Source organism: Streptomyces sp. NPDC057428 (assembly GCF_042803195.1).
Classification (GTDB): domain Bacteria; phylum Actinomycetota; class Actinomycetes; order Streptomycetales; family Streptomycetaceae; genus Streptomyces.
The window spans coordinates 96,421-114,918 of record NZ_JBHVCT010000003.1; the positions used below are offsets into that span (position 1 = coordinate 96,421).

At 71.2% G+C, this 18,498-nt stretch carries 14 protein-coding genes; 13 read left to right on the forward strand and 1 reads right to left on the reverse strand.

What is annotated here, in order from left to right; all coding sequences use genetic code 11:
• Nucleotides 1-4: 4 nt before the first annotated feature.
• Entirely contained in the window at nucleotides 5-541 is a 537-nt protein-coding gene (locus ACFU5K_RS02155) for an HNH endonuclease (RefSeq protein ID WP_384055527.1), read from the reverse strand.
• A 315-nt stretch (nucleotides 542-856) separates the two neighbouring features.
• On the opposite strand from ACFU5K_RS02155, the gene ACFU5K_RS02160 reads away from it, so the two are divergent.
• From ACFU5K_RS02160 to ACFU5K_RS02220, 13 genes are all read left to right on the forward strand, one after another.
• On the forward strand, nucleotides 857-1,921 hold the full coding sequence (locus ACFU5K_RS02160; protein WP_384055530.1) for a mechanosensitive ion channel family protein: 1,065 nt from the start codon (nucleotides 857-859) through the stop codon (nucleotides 1,919-1,921).
• Between the two features lie 161 nt (nucleotides 1,922-2,082).
• Entirely contained in the window at nucleotides 2,083-3,288 is a 1,206-nt protein-coding gene (locus ACFU5K_RS02165) for an ROK family protein (RefSeq protein WP_384055533.1), read from the forward strand.
• A gap of 85 nt (nucleotides 3,289-3,373) precedes the next feature.
• On the forward strand, nucleotides 3,374-4,708 hold the full coding sequence (locus ACFU5K_RS02170; protein WP_384055535.1) for an ABC transporter substrate-binding protein: 1,335 nt from the start codon (nucleotides 3,374-3,376) through the stop codon (nucleotides 4,706-4,708).
• Nucleotides 4,709-4,714: 6 nt separating this feature from the next.
• Entirely contained in the window at nucleotides 4,715-5,656 is a 942-nt protein-coding gene (locus ACFU5K_RS02175) for a carbohydrate ABC transporter permease (RefSeq protein WP_384055538.1), read from the forward strand.
• Nucleotides 5,657-5,659: 3 nt separating this feature from the next.
• On the forward strand, nucleotides 5,660-6,559 hold the full coding sequence (locus tag ACFU5K_RS02180; protein WP_384055541.1) for a carbohydrate ABC transporter permease: 900 nt from the start codon (nucleotides 5,660-5,662) through the stop codon (nucleotides 6,557-6,559).
• 1 nt (nucleotide 6,560) lies between these two features.
• Nucleotides 6,561-7,826: a 6-phospho-beta-glucosidase gene (locus tag ACFU5K_RS02185; RefSeq protein ID WP_384055545.1), complete on the forward strand. Its 1,266-nt coding sequence runs from the start codon at nucleotides 6,561-6,563 to the stop codon at nucleotides 7,824-7,826.
• Entirely contained in the window at nucleotides 7,817-8,791 is a 975-nt protein-coding gene (locus ACFU5K_RS02190) for an N-acetylglucosamine kinase (protein ID WP_384055548.1), read from the forward strand. The genes ACFU5K_RS02185 and ACFU5K_RS02190 overlap by 10 nt, the downstream gene beginning before the upstream one ends.
• A 231-nt stretch (nucleotides 8,792-9,022) precedes the next feature.
• Nucleotides 9,023-10,411, forward strand: a complete 1,389-nt coding sequence (locus ACFU5K_RS02195) for a hypothetical protein (protein WP_384055551.1) — start codon at nucleotides 9,023-9,025, stop codon at nucleotides 10,409-10,411.
• A gap of 11 nt (nucleotides 10,412-10,422) precedes the next feature.
• Complete coding sequence (locus ACFU5K_RS02200; RefSeq protein ID WP_384055553.1) at nucleotides 10,423-11,457, forward strand: glutamate ABC transporter substrate-binding protein; 1,035 nt, start codon at nucleotides 10,423-10,425, stop codon at nucleotides 11,455-11,457.
• Between the two features lie 41 nt (nucleotides 11,458-11,498).
• Nucleotides 11,499-12,836: a hypothetical protein gene (locus ACFU5K_RS02205; protein WP_384055556.1), complete on the forward strand. Its 1,338-nt coding sequence runs from the start codon at nucleotides 11,499-11,501 to the stop codon at nucleotides 12,834-12,836.
• Nucleotides 12,833-15,562, forward strand: a complete 2,730-nt coding sequence (locus ACFU5K_RS02210; RefSeq protein ID WP_384055558.1) for a tetratricopeptide repeat protein — start codon at nucleotides 12,833-12,835, stop codon at nucleotides 15,560-15,562. The genes ACFU5K_RS02205 and ACFU5K_RS02210 overlap by 4 nt, the downstream gene beginning before the upstream one ends.
• 2 nt (nucleotides 15,563-15,564) lie before the next feature.
• Nucleotides 15,565-16,917: a PP2C family serine/threonine-protein phosphatase gene (locus tag ACFU5K_RS02215; protein WP_384055561.1), complete on the forward strand. Its 1,353-nt coding sequence runs from the start codon at nucleotides 15,565-15,567 to the stop codon at nucleotides 16,915-16,917.
• Between the two features lie 129 nt (nucleotides 16,918-17,046).
• Nucleotides 17,047-18,408 carry a VWA domain-containing protein gene (locus ACFU5K_RS02220; protein WP_384055563.1) on the forward strand — a complete coding sequence of 454 codons (1,362 nt, stop codon included), beginning with the start codon at nucleotides 17,047-17,049 and terminating at the stop codon, nucleotides 18,406-18,408.
• The last annotated feature ends 90 nt before the right edge of the window (nucleotides 18,409-18,498 follow it).

Consider the following 18,498-nt stretch of genomic DNA (forward strand, 5'->3'; position numbering starts at 1 on the left):
GGCTTCAGGCGGAGACGCCGTCGATCCGGGCCATCACGTCGTCCGCGCCGAACGGCTGCAGATAGGGCAGCCAGCGCGGATCCCGGTGTCCGGTCCCGATGATCCGCCAGGCGAGCCCGCTGGGTGGAGCCGGCTGATGGCGCAGCCGCCATCCCAGCTCGGGCAGATGACGGTCGGCCTTGACGTGGTTGCAGCGGCGGCAGGCGGCCACCACGTTGTCCCAGGCGTGCTGTCCGCCGCGGCTGCGCGGAACGACGTGGTCGACGCTGGTGGCGGCGGCCCCGCAGTACATGCAGCGGCCTCCGTCCCTCGCGAAGAGGGCCCGGCGTGTGAGGGGGACGGGCCCTCGGTAGGGGACCCGCACGAACCGCTTGAGCCGGACGACGCTGGGCGCCGGCACGGCTCGGGTGGCACTGTGCATGAAGGCGCCGGACTCCTCCAGGCAGATGGCCTTGTTCTCGAGGACGAGGACGAGTGCGCGGCGCAGGGGTACGACGCCGAGCGGCTCGTACGAAGCGTTGAGAACCAGGACGTGCGGCACGTGGATGCCTCCTTGTACGCCGGCGACGCGTGGCTCGCGCCGGGACGATCCGCTCTCAGTCTCTCCTCATGCCTGGTCCGAGCGCCACCACGTGCGAGTAACGGGCCGGAGGGATTTTCCTCACCGCCGGCCCGCACACGGCCCCGGACGCCTCGGAACCGGTGCCTCAGCAGGGCGGCGGACCCCGCATGAGATCGGCCACACTCCGTGTATCCCCGCGTGAGCCCCGTCTCTCCCCCCGCCGGAGCAACGAACCACTCCACCGGCTTCGTTAGTGTTGACGGTCTGCCGTCTCCCCACCTGGAGGTCCCCGTCGTGCCCTTCTCCGCCCTCCTGGCCGTCGCCCCGTCACCCGGGACCCCCGGCTCGCTGGACGAAGCCGCCGAGCGGGCCGGCAACGCCGCGGGCTGGGTCGAGGAGAACTGGTCCACCTGGCTGAACACCGGTCTGCGCATCCTCCTCATCGCCGCCATCGCGATCGTGCTGCGCTACCTGATCCGGCGAGCCCTCACCAACCTCATCGACCGGATGAACCGCAGTGCCCAGGCTGTGCAGGGCACCGCCCTCGGCGGCCTGCTGGTCAACGCGGAGCGACGCCGCCAGCGGTCGGAGGCCATCGGTTCCGTCCTCCGCTCGGTCACGTCGTTCCTGATCCTCGGCACCGCCGGCCTGATGATCCTGGGCGCCTTCAAGATCGATCTCGCCCCGCTGCTGGCCTCCGCGGGCGTCGCCGGTGTGGCGCTGGGCTTCGGCGCCCGCAACCTCGTCACCGACTTCCTCTCCGGGGTCTTCATGATCCTCGAGGACCAGTACGGCGTCGGCGACCAGATCGACGCGGGCGTCGCCTCGGGCGAGGTCATAGAGGTCGGACTGCGGGTCACCAAGCTGCGCGGCGACAACGGCGAGATCTGGTACGTCCGCAACGGCGAGGTGAAGCGGATCGGCAACCTCAGCCAGGGCTGGTCCACGGCCGGCGTCGACGTCACGGTCCGCCCCTCCGAGGACCTGGACGTGGTCCGCAACGCGATCAGCGGCGCGGCCGAGGCCATGACCAAGGAGGAGCCCTGGTCGGAGCGGCTGTGGGGCCCGGTGGAGGTGCTCGGCCTGGACGCGGTGCTGCTCGACTCGATGACCGTACGGGTCACCGCGAAGACGATGCCGGGCAAGTCGCTGGGCGTGGAGCGCGAGCTGCGCTGGCGGATCAAGCAGGCACTGGACTCCGCCGGCATCCGGATGGTCGGCGTCCTGCCGCTCGCGGCGGAGGGCGAGTCCGCCGTCGACCCGACGGCGGGCATGGCGGCCCCCTCGGCATACGCCTCGACGACCTCGCCGCAGTCGCTTGCGGCGACCCCGATTCCGCCGCAGAACCTGACGAAGTAACGCGCGGCCGGACGCCGCGGCGGAGATCGCCGCACCGGTAACCGCCCCCGCAGGTAACGCTTCGGTTGCCTCGGGGGCGCTATCCATTGACGGCCGCATGACGTCACGCCTACGTTCCTCAACGAACAGGAAACTTTCCTAACAGAGGGCAGGTGTCATCCATGGCCGGAACCACCCCGGGCACCCCCCGCGTGCTGCGCGCCATGAACGACCGGGCCGCCCTCGACCTGCTGCTGGAGCACGGCCCGCTGACCCGCACGAGGATCGGGAAGCTGACCGGGCTGTCCAAGCCCACGGCGTCGCAGCTCCTGGCCAGGCTGGAGGCGGCGGGGCTCGTCGTCGCCACCGGTACGAGCGAGGGGCGACCCGGGCCCAGCGCCCAGCTGTACGCGGTCAACGCCCGGGCCGCCCACGTGGCGGGGCTCGACGTGACCGCCGGACGGATCGTCGCAGCCGTCGCGGACGTGACCGGCGCGACCGTCGGCGCGTACGAACTGCCCACCGCCGGACGGCGCGCCGGCGGCGTGGTGCGCCAGGTGACGGACGCCCTGGACGGCGCCGTCAAGGACGCCGGCATCACCCGGGGCGATGTGCACCGGGTCGTCATCGGCACCCCCGGAGCGTTCGATCCCGGCACGGGCCGGCTGCGCTACGCCTCGCACCTGCCCGGCTGGCACTCCCCCACCCTGCTGGACGAGCTGGCCGCCATCCTGCCGATGCCCGTGGAGTACGAGAACGACGTGAACCTGGTCGCGGTGGCCGAGCAGCGGCTCGGTGCGGCCCGTGGCCACGAGGACTTCGTCCTGCTGTGGAACGAGGAGGGCCTCGGCGCCGCCCTCGTCATCAACGGCAGGCTGCACCGCGGCTTCACCGGCGGCGCGGGCGAGGTCGGCTTCCTTCCGGTGCCCGGCACCCCGCTGGTACGCCAGGTGCTGAAGGCGAACGCCGGCGGATTCCAGGAACTGGCGGGCGCCCAGGCCGTACCGAGGCTCGCCACCGCGCTGGGCATCGAGACCCCGCACCAGCCGTACACGGAGGTCGCCGCGGGGCTCCTCGCCCGTGCCGCGGCTGAATACGAGCGGGAGCCCGCACTCACCGAGCTCCTGCGGCAGTACGCGCAGCGCCTCGCCACCGGGCTCGCGTCCGTCACCGCCGTGCTCGACCCGGGGCTGATCGTCCTCTCGGGCGGGCTGGTCTCCGCCGGCGGCGAGCGGCTTCTGTCCCTGGTCCAGTCCGAGCTCGCCGAACTGGCCGCCTCCCGGCCGCGTCTCGCCCTCGGAGCGATCGAACGGCACCCGGTTCTGCGTGGCGCCCTGGAACGCGCCCTGGCGGACACCCGCGACGAAGTGTTCGACACCTCTCGCTGACCACGCGGCACTCCCCCGAACTTCCCCCCTCATCTCCTGCCCCTCTCCTGCCTCTCCTTCTTCCCCTGTCCCTGGGAGCTTTGTCATGCGCAGAAGCCGCACGATGACCACCGCAGCCGTCGCCGTCGCCGCGATCTCGGTACTCGCCACCGCCTGTACGGGCCAGACCGAGTCCGGCGCGAACGACGATCCGAACGCGAAGACCACGATCAACTTCTGGCACGGCTGGAGCGCGCCTTCGGAGGTGAAGGCCGTCCAGGACAACGTGGACCGGTTCGAGAAGACCCACCCCAACATCACCGTCAAGGTCGTCGGCAACATCAATGACGACAAGCTCAACCAGGCGCTGCGCGCGGGAGGTTCGAACGGGCCGGACGTGGTGTCCTCCTTCACCACCTCCAACGTGGGCAAGTTCTGCTCGTCCGGAGCCTTCGCCGATCTCGGGCCGTTCATCGAGAAGTCGAAGCTGGACCTGGAGAAGACCTTCCCCAAGGTCCTGCTGGACTACACGCAGTTCGAGGGCAAGCGCTGCGCGCTGCCGCTGCTCGCCGACGCTTACGGGCTCTACTACAACAAGGACGCCTTCGAGAAGGCCGGCATCACCGCACCGCCGAAGACGATGTCCGAACTGGCCTCGGACGCGAAGAAGCTGACGGTGAGCAAGGGCGACAGCTACGAACAGCTGGGCTTCATGCCGACGTTCCACGGCTACGAGACGGTGGCCGACCACTACCTGTCCTCGTGGGACCACGCCTACTTCGACGCCGACGGCAAGTCGAACATCGCCGAGGACCCGGCGTTCGCCGAGATGTTCACCTACCAGAAGAAGCTGGTCGAGGACCTGGGCGGATACGAGAAGCTGGAGAAGTACCGGGGTACGTTCGGTGACGAGTGGGGGGCCAAGCACCCCTTCCACACCGGCCAGGTCGCGATGCAGCTGGACGGCGAGTGGCGGCTCGGCATGGCGACGGACGCCAAGGTGCCGTTCGAGATCGGCGTGGCGCCCATGCCGGTCGCCGACGACGAGGCCGACAGCTACGGCAAGGGCTTCCTGTCCGGCACGATCATGGGGATAGCCCCGGCCAGCAAGAAGCAGAACGCGGCCTGGGAGCTCATGAAGTTCATGACGAGCGACACGCAGGCCGTGGTCGACTTCGCGAACGGCATCCGTAACGTGCCCTCCACCTTCGAGGCACTGAAGTCGCCCGATCTGAAGTTCGACCCGCGCTTCAAGACGTTCCTCGAGATCGCGCAGCACCCGAAGTCCAGCACCCCGGACGGCGCGGTCAACGGCTCGACGTACCAGCAGACCATCCAGGACTTCGGCTTCCAGTACGAGAAGGGCGCGGTGAAGGACCTGAAGGCCGGCCTGGCGAAGACCGCCGCGCAGATCGACACCGACATCGCCAAGGCGGAGTAGTCCCCGATGACGACGCACACACTCCGCTCCAAGCGCCGCAGGTCGGCGCTGCGGACGGCGGCCTTCATGTCGCCGTGGCTGATCGGGTTCGCCGTCTTCTTCGCGTACCCGATGATCTCGACCGTGTACTTCTCGTTCATGAAGTACGACGGCTTCGGGGCGCCGTCCTTCAACGGGCTGACGAACTGGACGTACGTCCTCGGCGACTACCCGATGTTCTGGCCGTCGCTGCGCAACACCCTGTGGCTGGTGCTCGTCATGGTCAGCTGCCGGGTGGTGTTCGGCCTCGGCATCGGCATGCTGATCACGAAGATCAGGACGGGCACGGGACTCTTCCGCACCTTCTTCTACCTGCCCTACCTCGCCCCGCCGGTGGCAGCGACGCTCGCCTTCGTCTTCCTGCTGAACCCGGGCACCGGCCCGGTCAACGCGATCCTGGGCGACCTGGGGCTGCCGGCACCGGGCTGGTTCAACGACGCCTCCTGGTCGAAGCCGGCCCTCACGACGCTCGCGGTGTGGGGCATCGGAGACCTCATGGTGATCTTCATGGCGGCGCTCCTCGACGTACCCCGCGAGCAGTACGAGGCCGCCGAGCTGGACGGCACTTCGGCCTGGCAGCGGTTCCGCTTCGTCACGCTGCCGAACATCTCGCCGATCGTCCTGTTCGCCGTGGTCACGGGCGTGATCCAGGCGATGCAGTACTACACCCAGCCCCTCGTGGCCGGGAAGGTCGCCTCGGGGGTGATCGGCGGCTCGGGTCAGCAGTTCGAGCCGGGCTATCCCGACAAGTCGACACTCACGCTGCCCCAGCTGGTCTACAACCTGGGCTTCCAGCGCTTCGACTACGGCTCCGCCTGCGTCGTCGCCCTCGTCCTGTTCGCCCTGGCCATGGCCTTCACCGCACTGCTGATGCGGGGCCGCAACAACCTGATCCAGGCCGGTGACTGAGCCATGACCCAACTCCTCGACCCGCCCCGGCCCGTCACGGCCGACGAGGCATCCACGCCCGCCGGACGCACCGCCCGCCGCAAGGCACTGCTGCACTGGATCGCGTTGCACTCCCTGGGCGTCGCCGCCGCGCTGTTCTTCGTCCTGCCGTTCGTCTTCGTCCTGCTGACGTCCCTGATGAGCGACCAGCAGGCACTGACCAGGGACCTCACACCCGACACCTGGGAGTGGGAGAACTACCGTCGGGTCCTCGACACCCCGGGCTTCCTGACCTGGTGGCGCAACACCCTCCTGTACGCGGGGGTGGGCACCGTCCTGACGGTGGTCTCGTCGGTGCCCGTCGCCTACGCGCTGGCGAAGTTCCGCTTCCGGGGGCGCCGGCTCTCGCTGATGCTGGTCATCTCGATGATGATGCTGCCGCCGCAGGTCGTCATCATCCCGATGTACCTGTTCTGGGCGAAGCAGCTGGATCTGTCCGGGACGCTCTGGCCGCTCATCATCCCGATGGCGTTCGGCGACGCGTTCTCCATCTTCCTGCTGCGGCAGTTCCTCCTCACCATCCCCGACGAGTACCTCGACGCCGCGAAGGTCGACGGGTGCGGCGAGTTCCGCACCCTGGTCAAGGTCGTCCTGCCGATGGCCAGGCCCGGCATAGCCGCGATCGCCCTGTTCCAGTTCTTCGCCGCGTGGAACGACTACTTCGGACCGCAGATCTACGCCTCGGAGAACCCGGCCGCCTGGACGCTGAGTTACGGCCTGGAATCCTTCAAGGGCGCACACCACACCGACTGGAACCTGACCATGGCCGCGACCGTCCTGGTCATGGCCCCCGTGATCGCCGTCTTCTTCTTCGCCCAGAAGGCATTCGTCGAGGGCGTCACACTGACCGGAGTAAAAGGCTGACATGAAGCTCGCAGTAGTGGGTGGCGGGTCCACCTACACACCCGAACTGATCGACGGTTTCGCACGTCTGCGGGACACCCTGCCCATCGAGGAGCTGGTGCTCGTCGACCCGGCGGCCGACCGGCTGGAGCTCGTCGGCGGTCTGGCGCGGCGGATCTTCGCCAAGCAGGGCCACCCGGGGCGGATCACCACCACGGCCGACCTGGACGCGGGGGTGGAGGGCGCCGACGCGGTGCTGCTCCAGCTGCGCGTCGGCGGGCAGGCCGCGCGCAAGCAGGACGAGACCTGGCCCCTGGAGTGCGGCTGCGTAGGCCAGGAGACCACCGGGGCCGGCGGCCTCGCCAAGGCGATGCGCACGGTGCCGGTCGTCCTGGACATCGCCGAGCGCGTCCGGCGCACCAACCCGGACGCCTGGATCATCGACTTCACCAACCCGGTGGGCATCGTGACCCGGGCCCTGCTCCAGGCCGGCCACAAGGCCGTGGGGCTGTGCAACGTCGCGATCGGCTTCCAGCGGAAGTTCGCGCGGCTCCTGGACGTCGCGCCCCGCGAGGTGCACCTGGACCACGTCGGGCTCAACCACCTCTCGTGGGAGCTCGGGGTGCGCCTCGGCGGCCCGGACGGCGAGGACGTCCTGCCGAAGCTGATGGCGGAGCACGGCGAGACGATCGCCGGCGACCTGCGGATGCCCAGGCAGTTCGTGGGCCGGCTCGGTGTCGTCCCCTCGTACTACCTGCGGTACTTCTACGCGCATGACGAGGTCGTCCGGGAGCTCGGCACGAAGCCTTCCCGCGCGGCGGAGGTCGCCGCGATGGAGAAGGAACTGCTCGCCATGTACGGCGATCCGGCACTGGACGAGAAGCCCGCGCTGCTCGCCAAGCGCGGCGGCGCCTACTACTCGGAGGCTGCCGTGGACCTGGCGGCCTCCCTGCTCGTCGGGGGCGGCTCCGCGGTGCAGGTGGTCAACACGTACAACAACGGCACGCTGCCGTTCCTCCCGGACGACGCGGTGATCGAGGTCCAGGCCCGCGTGGACGGCACGGGCGCCGTGCCGCTCGCGGTCCCGGCGCTCGACCCGCTGTACGCGGGGCTGATCGGACAGGTCACCGCGTACGAGGATCTGGCGCTGGACGCGGCACTGCGCGGCGGCCGGGACCGGGTGTTCAAGGCGCTGCTCTCGCATCCGCTCATCGGCCAGTTCGAGTACGCCGAGGCGCTCACGGACCGGCTGATCGCGCACAACCGGGAGCACCTGGCGTGGGCGTGAACGCCTCGGTCCTCGCCATCGACGCGGGGAACAGCAAGACAGATGTGGCACTCATCGGCGAGAACGGCTCGGTCCTGTCCACGGCCCGGGGCGGTGGCTTCCAGCCGCCGGTCGTGGGAGTGGAGCGGTCCGTCGACATCCTGGCCGCGGTGGTCGGGCAGGCGCTCGCGCTGTGCGAGGAGGACGTCACGGGCGTGACCCACGTGTCGGCGTGCCTGGCGAACGCCGATCTCCCCGTCGAGGAGGCCGAGCTGACCCAGGCTCTGCTGCGGCGCGGATGGGGTGGCACGGTGGAGGTGCGCAACGACACCTTCGCGATCCTGCGCGCCGGGGTCGACGAGCCGCGCGGAGTGGCCGTCGTGTGCGGCGCCGGGATCAACTGCGTGGGCATGGTGCCCGACGGCCGCACCGCGCGCTTCCCCGCGATCGGGCGCATATCCGGTGACTGGGGCGGCGGTTCGGGGCTCGCGGACGAGGCGCTGTGGTTCGCCGCGCGGGCCGAGGACGGCCGCGGGGAGCCCACGGAGCTGGTCCGCACACTGCCGGGGCACTTCGGGCTCGGTTCGATGTACGAGCTGATCGAGGCGCTGCACAGAGGGCTGATCCCCGACGGGCGCCGGCACGAGCTGACGCCGGTGCTGTTCACGACGAGCGCCGCCGGGGACCCGGTGGCGGGTGCGCTGGTGGACCGGCTGGCGGACGAGGTCGTCGCCATGGCGTCGGTCGCGCTGGGCCGGCTCGGCCTGCTGGCCCAGGAGGTTCCGGTGGTGCTGGGGGGCAGCGTGCTCGCGGCACGGCACCCCCGGCTGGACGGCAGGATCGCGAAGCTGCTCTCGGAGCGCGCCCCGAAGGCGGTGGTGCGGGTGGTCGCACAGCCCCCGGTGCTGGGGGCTGCGCTCCTCGGCCTGGACCGTGTGGGGGCTGCTCCGCAGGCCCACGGGAGGCTGCGCTCGCACTACGCCTGACACAATGACACCGAAGGTGGGGCGTCACGCGGCTTCGCTGCCGCGCGACGCCCCTTCCGCACGGGAACCGATCCGGCGCCCCATACGTGTTCATGGTGGGGGGACCGATCCGGTGCGGCATCCAGTTGTTCCTGGTGGATACCGGTTCGTGCGGCCATACTTCTGGCCGGGCACCCGTCCTCCTTCGGCAGGGGGCCGGGGGCCGTCGTCAGTGACCCAGGGGGAGGTCAAGTGACATACCCGCCGAGCGGGGCCGCACCACGGGAGACCGCGCCCGATCCGCGGGCAGCGCCCGTGACCGTACCCGCCCCGCGCCGTGGCGCCCGGGCCGTCGCCGTCGAGCGGCTGCGCTCCGCCGCGACCACCGAGCCGGGCAGGCTGCAGCTCTACGGCGCCGTACTCGCCCTGCTGGTCGTGGTGTTCGGCGCGGTCACCTTCCTGGAGATCGACGCCCGGGCCGAGGCCGCGCACGACGTGGTGACCCGGAGTCAGCCGCTCAGCGCGGACGCGGCGAGCATCTACCGTTCGCTCGCGGACGCGGACACGATGGCCGCGAGCGGCTTCCTGGCGGGGGCGCAGGAACCGAAGGACGTGCACGAGCAGTACGAGAGGGACGTCAAGGAGGCCTCGAGGCTCCTGGTGAAGGCGGCGGCGAGCACCGACGCCTCGACCTCCTCGCACCGGGAGATCACCACCCTGGGCGAGCTGCTCCCCGAGTACACCGGGCTCGTCGAGCGGGCTCGGGCCAACAACCGGCAGGGGCTTCCGCTCGGCGGCGCCTATCTCCGTTACGCCAACCAGAAGATGACGAACGAACTCCTCCCCGCGGCCGAGCGGTTGTACGCCGCGGAGACGGGCAGGCTCGGCACCGACTCGGCCGACGCCCGCAGGTGGCCGTTCCTCTCGCTGGCCGCGGGGATCGTGACGCTGGCCGCCCTGGTGTGGATGCAGCGGCGCAACTACCGCAGGACGAACCGCGTCCTCAACCACGGTCTGCTCGCCGCGACGGCTGCGGCGACGGTGGTGCTGCTGTGGCTGGCCGTGGGGCAGACGGTGGCCAGGGCCGAGATGCGTGACGCGATGGTCCACGGGCAGGAGTCCCTGGATGTCCTCAGCAAGGCCAGGATCAACTCCCTGAAGGCCCGGGCAAACGAGAACCTCACGCTGGTCGCCCGCGGTGCGGTGCTCACCCCGGACGGCACGCGGGACAAGTACGAGACCGACTACGGCACGGGTATGAAGGCCCTCGGCGCGCAGTTGGTGAGCGCGCGGGAGCTGGCCGACGACTCCAGTGGGAGCAAGCCGGTGGCGAGTGCCATCAGCAGTGTGTCCGAGTGGCAGGACCGCCACACAGAGGCCCGGACGACGGACGACCGAGGCGACTACGACGGTGCGCTGAAACAGGTCATCGGTCCGAAGAACTCCACGGGTGAGTGCTTCGAGCAGGTCGACGGCGCACTGCGGCAGGCGCTCGCCCATGAGCAGGGCGAGTTCGACGCCGCGGCCAGGAGCGGGCGCGGGGCTCTGGGCGGGCTGCCGACAGGGGCCGCCGTCCTCGCCGTGCTGGGTGCGGTCGCCGCGATCGTCGGGGTCAACCGCAGGCTCTCGGAGTACCGGTGAGGGGACGAGCGATGACCGGGGCGAAAGGCTGGGCCGCACGCGGCAGGCTGCGCGGCTGGGGCGGCGTGACGGGCATGGCGGTCGCCTGCGCCGTCACGGCCTGCCTCACCCTGCTGCCGCTCGCGCACGGCGACGGGACGTTCGGCCAGGACGGTGCCGGGCACGGCGCCACGACGGCGGTGCCGGTGAAGGCCGACACCTGTGAGAACCCGGAGGCGAGCCTTCCTCCCTCGGGCGCCGACGGCCCGAACATCGCGAAGATCCGCGAGCGCGGGAAGCTGATAGCCGGTGTCGACCAGAACAGCTACCGGTGGGGTTACCGCGATCCGGAGAGCGGCACGCTCGAAGGGTTCGACATCGATCTGGTGCGGGCCATCGCGAAGGACGTCCTCGGCGATCCCGACGCGGTGATCTTCCGGGCCATACCGACCAACCAGCGCATCGCGGCACTGGAGCACGACAGGGTCGACGTCGTCGTGCGGACGATGACGATCAACTGCGAGCGTCTCGAGAAGGTCGCGTTCTCCACTGCGTACTTCCAGGCCGGCCAGCAGGTGCTGGCGCCGAAGGACTCCGACGTCAGCGGGTACGACGAATCGCTGAAGGGGAAGCGGGTCTGCACGGCGGAGGGCTCCACGGCGAACGACGCGCTGAACGAGAAGTCCTACGGCGCGGTGTTCGAGGACGAGCACGAAGGCACCGCGCAGGACCCCGACCGCCTGACCGTGCCCAACCAGCTGGACTGCCTGGTCCGGCTGCAGCTCGGCGAGGTCGACGCGGTGGTGACGGACAACGCGCTGGCGGCCGGCCAGGCGGCGCAGGACCCGGCGGTCGAGCTCAAGGGTGACAAGCCGTTCACCACCGAGTACTACGGCGTCGCCGCCAAGCTCGGGGCCGACGATCTGGTGGCACGGGTCAACAAGGTGCTGGTCGACTACCGCCAGGGCGGGGCCGGCAGTCCCTGGATGGTGTCGTACCGCAAGTGGCTGGCGACGGGTCTGCCCGGGATCACGGGGCCCCCGGCCCCGAAGTACCGGAGCAACTGACAGTCCGGGCCCCGGCCCGGAATCGAGCGGAGAGGTGATCGATGGGCGTGGCGGGATCCTTCCCCAGCTTCGCGGGGAGGCCCCCCGGCCCGGTCATGGGCCGGGACGAGGCGGACCGTACGCTGGCCCGGCTCGGTGCTGAGCACGAGGCCATCGAGACCTCGCTCTTCGCCTTGGAGGAACATGCCGGCCGCCGTCTCCTGGAGGGCGCCGGCCTGACCGGTGTCACCAAGGAACGCTGGGCCGTCACCGAGCGGTCGATCACGCTGCTCTGGACGTACTTCGAGGCCTACGCCGGGGCGCTGGCCTCGGCCCGTGAGATCCGGGCCAGGCGCCGCTACCCCGGCAGGAGCGACCTGATGGCCCTGACCGACCTTCTGCGCGGCGACGGTGTGACCGTGGCGAACCAGGGACAGGCCGGGCCGGGCGCCTCGCTCACCGGTCCGGCCCGGCTCTCGGAGCGGTTCACGCTGGAGGAGCTGGTCGCCCGGATGAACGACCTGTACGCCCACGCACTGGACATGGTCCTCTCGTCGGACTCCGTATGGTCCGCGCTGCCCGCCCGGATCGACCTGCTGGCGGCCGAACTCCGCCGCACCGGGTCGCTGGCCCACTCCGTCGGCGTACGGCCCGGGGAGCATCCGGCCGGTGACGACCTGGTGTCGATCGCCGAGGAGCTGACCACCTTGCGGGCGCAGGTGATCTCCGATCCGCTGGCGTTCTGGATGCCGGGTACGGGCAGTGCCGCGCCCGGCGGAGGGCGGCCCGACACCACGCGCTACGACCGGGCGGCCCGCGCTCTGGAGGATGTGCGCCGCGAGATCGAGGCGGTGCTCGCGGTCCGGCAGGACGCCGAGCAGCGCCTGGTCCAGGTGCGTGACCTGCTGTCGCGCGCGAACCGTACGCTCACCGAGGCGCGTTCGGCGCGCGGTGAGGTGCTGGCGAAGATCGCCGCCTCGGAGGTGCCCGCCGTCAGCGGCCCGCCCACCGTGCTGCACGAGCGGCTGGCGGCAGCGTCGGAGTACCGCAGGCACGCCCAGTGGAGCCGGCTGTCACCGCTGCTCGACTCGCTGGAGCGCGAGGCGGAGGACGAACTGATGCGCGCCCGGGAATCGCTGACGTCCGTCACGGCGCCTCTGGCGGTCCGCGCTGAGCTGCGCGGCAGGCTGGACGCCTATCGGGCGAAGGTGGCCCGGCACGGCCTGGCGGAGGATCCGCTCCTGATCGAGCGGTACGACGCGGCCCGCCGGATGCTGTGGAGCGCCCCGTGCGATCTGCGCGTGGCCGGACAGGCGGTGCTGCGCTATCAGCAGGCCGCGACCGATCTGCTGACACCGCGCCACCGGGGCGAGCACGACGGACAGGGGGAGACATCATGAGTGCGCAGTGCCAGCGCCCCGGGTGCGAGGGCGGTTACGAGGACATGGGCGGCGGCGAACTCTACTGCGACACCTGCGGTCTCGCACCGGTCGTGTCACCCACGGGCATGGTGAGTTCGCCGCCCACCGGTATCGCGGGCGGCGGCAGGGCCGCCGGCAGCGGCAGCACCTCGCAGCGGACCGGCTCACGGGCGTCGTCGCGGGCGTCTTCCCGCTCGTCCACCTCCCGGCGTTCGGTATCCGGGCGGCTCTCCCGCTCCCTGTCCGGTTCCTCCACCTCGCGATCGGTGTCGGTGCGCTCCTCGGGTTCCTCGACGGCCTCCACCTCCGGGCGCGGCCGGCTGGGCGTGGGCCTGGTGCTCGTCCCCGACGTGCCGAGGCCCGATCCCCGGACCGCGGTGATGGAGAATCCGGAGGTCCCCGAGAGGAAGCGGTTCTGCTCGCGGTCCGACTGCGGCGCCCCGGTGGGCCGCTCGCGCGGCGAACGGGCGGGCCGCACGGAAGGGTTCTGCACCAAGTGCGGACATCCGTACTCCTTCGTCCCCAAGCTGCGCGGCGGCGACGTCGTGCACGGGCAGTACGAGGTGGCGGGCTGTCTGGCGCACGGCGGGCTGGGCTGGGTCTATCTCGCGGTGGACCGCGCGGTCTCCGACCGCTGGGTCGTGCTCAAGGGCCTGCTGGACACCGGGGACCAGGACGCCATGGCGGCGGCCATCTCCGAGCGGCGCTTCCTCGCGGAGATCGAGCACTCCAACATCGTGCGCATCTACAACTTCGTGGAGCACCTGGACCAGCGCACCGGTTCGCTGGACGGTTACATCGTCATGGAGTACGTCGGCGGCAAGGCGCTCAAGGAGATCGCCAACGAGCGCCGCACCCCGGCCGGGAAGCGGGATCCGCTGCCGGTGGAGCAGGCCTGCGCGTACGGGATCGAGGCGCTGGAGGCACTCGGTCACCTGCACAGCCGCAACCTGCTGTACTGCGACTTCAAGGTCGACAACGCCATCCAGACCGAGGACCAGCTCAAGCTCATCGACATGGGCGCGGTGCGCAGGATGGACGACGACGAGTCGGCCATCTACGGGACGGTCGGCTACCAGGCACCCGAGGTCGCCGAGACCGGTCCGTCGGTGGCCTCCGACCTGTACACGGTCGCGCGGACGCTCGCGGTACTCACCTTCGACTTCCAGGGCTACACGAACGTCTTCGTGGACTCGCTGCCCGACCCGGACAACATCGACGTGTTCCGGAGGTACGAGTCGTTCTACCGGCTCCTCGTGCGGGCCACCGACCCGGACCCGGCCCGCCGGTTCTCCTCCGCCGCGGAGATGGCCGAGCAGTTGACGGGGGTCCTGCGTGAGGTCGTCGCGCTCCAGACGGGAAGGCCGCGCCCGGCGCTCTCGACGCTCTTCGGAACGGAAGTGCGGGTGACGGACACCGAGTTGTTCGCCGAGCCCGCGCGCGACGCATCGGCGCTCGGCGCCCGGCGGGCTCCGGCTGCCGGGCGGGGCCGCTCCGGACGCCGCCGTACACCGGTCCCGATGCCTGCCGTCCCCGCCCCGGCCCCGGCCTTTCCCCCACCGCTCGCTCCCGCGGCCCCTCACGGTGCTTCTGCGGGCGCGGCTCCGGTGTACGCCCCGGACACTCACGTCCGGGGGAGCGCGGGAGGCGGCACGGCGGGCGCCGCACCGCCGCGGGCCGCGGTGCCGGCACCGCGCGCGCCGGTCCCGGACCCCGTGCCGCCCGCCGTCGCGTACCCGGGCGCCGGTCCCCGGCTCGCCGCGTTCGACGCGCGGACGACCTCACTGGCCCTCCCGGTCCCCCGGGTCGACCCGAACGACCCCAACGCGGGCTTCCTGGCCGGTGTGATGGCGTCCGCGCCGGCCGAGCTGGTCACGGCACTGCACTCCGTGCCGGCCGCCTCGCTGGAGACCCGGCTCCGGGAGCTCCGCGCGCGTCTGGAGATGAGCGAACTCGACTCCGCCGTAAGGGTACTGACCGTGGTGGAGGGGCAGCACCCGGACGACTGGCGGGTCGTGTGGTACTGCGGGATCACCTCCTTGGTGACCGGGGACCGGGAGAACGCGGCCCTGTCCTTCGACGCGGTCTACGACGCCTTCCCCGGCGAACCGGCCCCGAAGCTGGCCCTGGGGATCTGCGCGGAGGTACTGGGCCAGCTCGACAACGCCGCGGAGTACTACCGCCTGGTGTGGGCGACCGATCCGAGCTTCGTCAGCGCCGCGTTCGGCCTGGCCCGGGTCCAGATCGCCGCCGGGGACCGTACGGGCGCGGTGCGCACCCTGGAGTCCGTGCCGGAGTCGTCGATCCACTACACGGCGGCCCGGGTGGCCGCGGTGCGCGCGCGGCTGCGCGAACGCGCCCCGCACGAGCCGCTGCTGGACGACCTGTCGGCGGCAGCGGACCAGGTGACGGCGCTGCAGGGGTACGGTCTGGACGCGGTGCGCCGCGAGCAGTTGTCGACCGAGGTACTGGGCACGGCACTGGACTGGGTACTCTCCGGTAGTCCCACGGCTCGGCCGGCCGCTGCGCCCTCTCCCGCAGCCGCGGGCCCGAGGACGGTGCTGGGCAGTGAACTGGACGAGCGGGGCCTCAGGTTCGGTCTCGAACGCTCGTACCGGAGACTCGCCCGGCTCGCTCAGCGGGGCGACGAGAGGATCGAACTGGTGGAGCGGGCCAACCGTTTCCGCCCCCGGACCTGGGTGTGAAGATGTCACAGATCCACCAGCGGGCCTCCTTGCCGGGATGCCCCAGCTGCGAGGAACCGCTGGAGTCGGGCGACCTGTTCTGCGGGGCGTGCGGATACGACCTCTCGGCCGTGCCCGCTCCCCCCGGCGACCGCCCCACCGTTGCCATCACGGTGCCGGCGCAGGGTGTGGCGGCGCCGGCGGCCGCTCCCGTGGAGTGGCCGGCCGCCTCCGAGACCGACAGCTCCGACCTGGCGGCGCCCACGCACCGCCCGGCCGACCTGCCGGGGGTGGACTCCGGTGGGCGGCCCCTGTCCGCCCCGTCGCCGGCGGCGGTGCGCCACGACGTTCCGGACGGCGCGGCGGGGGAACGCGGCGGTGCCGCAGGTGACTTCGAGCTGGCCGCGCCCGACCCCCGCACGGTCGAGCACGCGACCGCGGGGGGCGCGGCCTCCGCGAAGCTCTGCGTGGCCTGCCGCTCGGGCCGTGTGGACCCCGACGGCTACTGCGAGAACTGCGGCCACGCCCAGCCCCGCGAGCGCGACCACATGGAGCAGGAGCTCGGATCCGTGGCCGCGGTGAGCGACCGCGGGCTGCGGCACCACCGGAACGAGGACGCGTTCGCGGTGTCCTGCACCGGCCTGCCGGACGGATCGCCGGCTGTGGTGGCCGTCGTCTGCGACGGTGTCTCGTCGGCGAGCCGTCCGGACGAGGCGTCGGCCGCGGCAGCGAGCGCCGCCAACGAGGCGCTGCTCGAGTCGCTGCCGCGCGGAACGCATCCCCAGCAGGCGATGCACGAGGCGATCCTGGCGGCCTCCGAGGCCGTCAACGCTCTCGCGCAGGACTCCGGCCAGGCGCTGGAGCACGATCAGCACCGCCACGAGAACGCCCCCGCCTGCACTCTGGTCGGCGCGATCGCTGCGGGTGGTCTGCTGGTCGTCGGCTGGGTGGGCGACAGCCGTGTCTACTGGGTGCCCGAGGACCGCACGAACCCGCCCGCCCGGCTCACGGAGGACGACTCCTGGGCCGCGCAGATGGTGGCGACCGGCCTGATGAACGAGGCGGAGGCGTACGCCGACGAGCGCGCCCACGCCATCACGGGCTGGCTCGGCGCCGACGCGTACGAACTGGAGCCGCACACCGCGTCCTTCAAGCCGGACCGGCCCGGAATGGTGGTGGTGTGCACCGACGGCCTGTGGAACTACGCGGAGGCTGCGGCCGAGATGGCCGCCGCCCTGCCGCACGACGCGTACGAACGGCCGCTGCACGGCGCCCAGGTGCTGGTCGGTCACGCGCTCGACGGCGGGGGCCACGACAACGTAACAGTGGCGCTCCTGCCGTTCGCCGTGGTGCCCGCGGGGGCAGGATCGGCCTGAGCCACGCTCGGTCCGCCCGGCACGTCCGATGTTCCGCCCTGTTCGTACGCCCTTACCGTCCCACGCCCTGAACCCTGCCCGCACGACTGTCCTCGACCGACATACGTGGAGCCTCAAGGAGCCGATCAGATGGCCAACTTCTCCAAGTCCGACGTGCCGCAGTTCTCCGTCGAGGTGTACCAGAACGCCTACCTGCCCCAGGGCGGGCGAGAGGTCAACGCGATCGTGACCGTCACGTCCACCGGCGGGGGGACCACCGGCCGTGTACCGCTGGGCAACGCGGTGCCCGCTCCCAGGGACTCCGCCGGACCGGGGCCCGGGGCCGCCGTGGTGCTCATGGTGGACTGCTCGGGGTCGATGGACTACCCGCCGACGAAGATGCGCAACGCCCGCGACGCGACCGCGGCGGCGATCGACACCCTGCGCGACGGCACCCGGTTCGCCGTCGTCGCCGGCACCCATGTCGCCAAGGACGTGTACCCGGGCGCCGGACAGCTGGCGACCGCCGATCCTCGGACGAAGGCCCAGGCCAAGGAGGCCCTCCGCCGCCTGAGCCCGGGGGGCGGCACGGCCGTCGGGACCTGGCTGCGGCTCACGGACCGGCTTCTCGGGTCGGCCGACGTCGGCATCCGGCACGGCATCCTCCTCACCGACGGCCGTAACGAGCACGAGTCGCCGGAGGACCTGCGGGCCGCCCTGGAGTCCTGTGCGGGCCGTTTCACCTGTGACGCGAGGGGTGTGGGCACCGACTGGGAGGTGAAAGAGGTCACAGCGATCGCCTCCGCCCTGCTCGGCACGGCGGACATCGTCGCCGACCCGGCGGGCCTCGCGGGGGACTTCACACGGATGATGGAGAACGTGATGGGCAAGGAGGTCGCGGATGTGGCTCTGCGCCTCTGGACGCCCGTCGGCGTGGAGATCGCGTTCGTCAAGCAGGTCGCACCCACGGTCGCGGATCTGACCGGCCGCCGGACCGAGTCGGGTCCGCGTGCCGGGGACTACCCCACCGGTTCCTGGGGCGACGAGTCCCGGGATTACCACGTGTGCGTCAGGGTTCCGGAGGCCGGGATCGGCCAGGAGATGCTGGCCGCGAGGGTCTCGCTGATCCTGCCGCCCACGGCGGACGGAGGTGCGCCGCAGACCCTTTCGCAGGGACTGGTCCGCGCCGTCTGGACGGACGACATGACCGCGTCCACCTCCATCAACCCGCAGGTGGCGCACTACACGGGACAGGCCGAACTGGCACAAGTCATCCAGCAGGGACTGGATGCACGCAAGTCGGGTGATTTCGATGGCGCTACGGCGAAACTGGGCCGCGCGGTTCAGCTCGCCTCGGCGTCCGGGAACGCCGATACCGCGAAGCTGCTTTCGAAGGTGGTCGATGTCGTCGACGCGGCGACGGGTACTGTGCGACTGAAGGCGAGGGTCGCAGAAGCGGACGAGATGACACTCGAAACGCGCTCGACCAAGACCGTTCGTGTCAAGAAATAGCTACACGAACGACAACGACAGAACCGTACGGAAGGCCCCACCGGCTGTACGGCGCACCGACGAGCATGGCGGCCTCCGGGCCGTACGAGG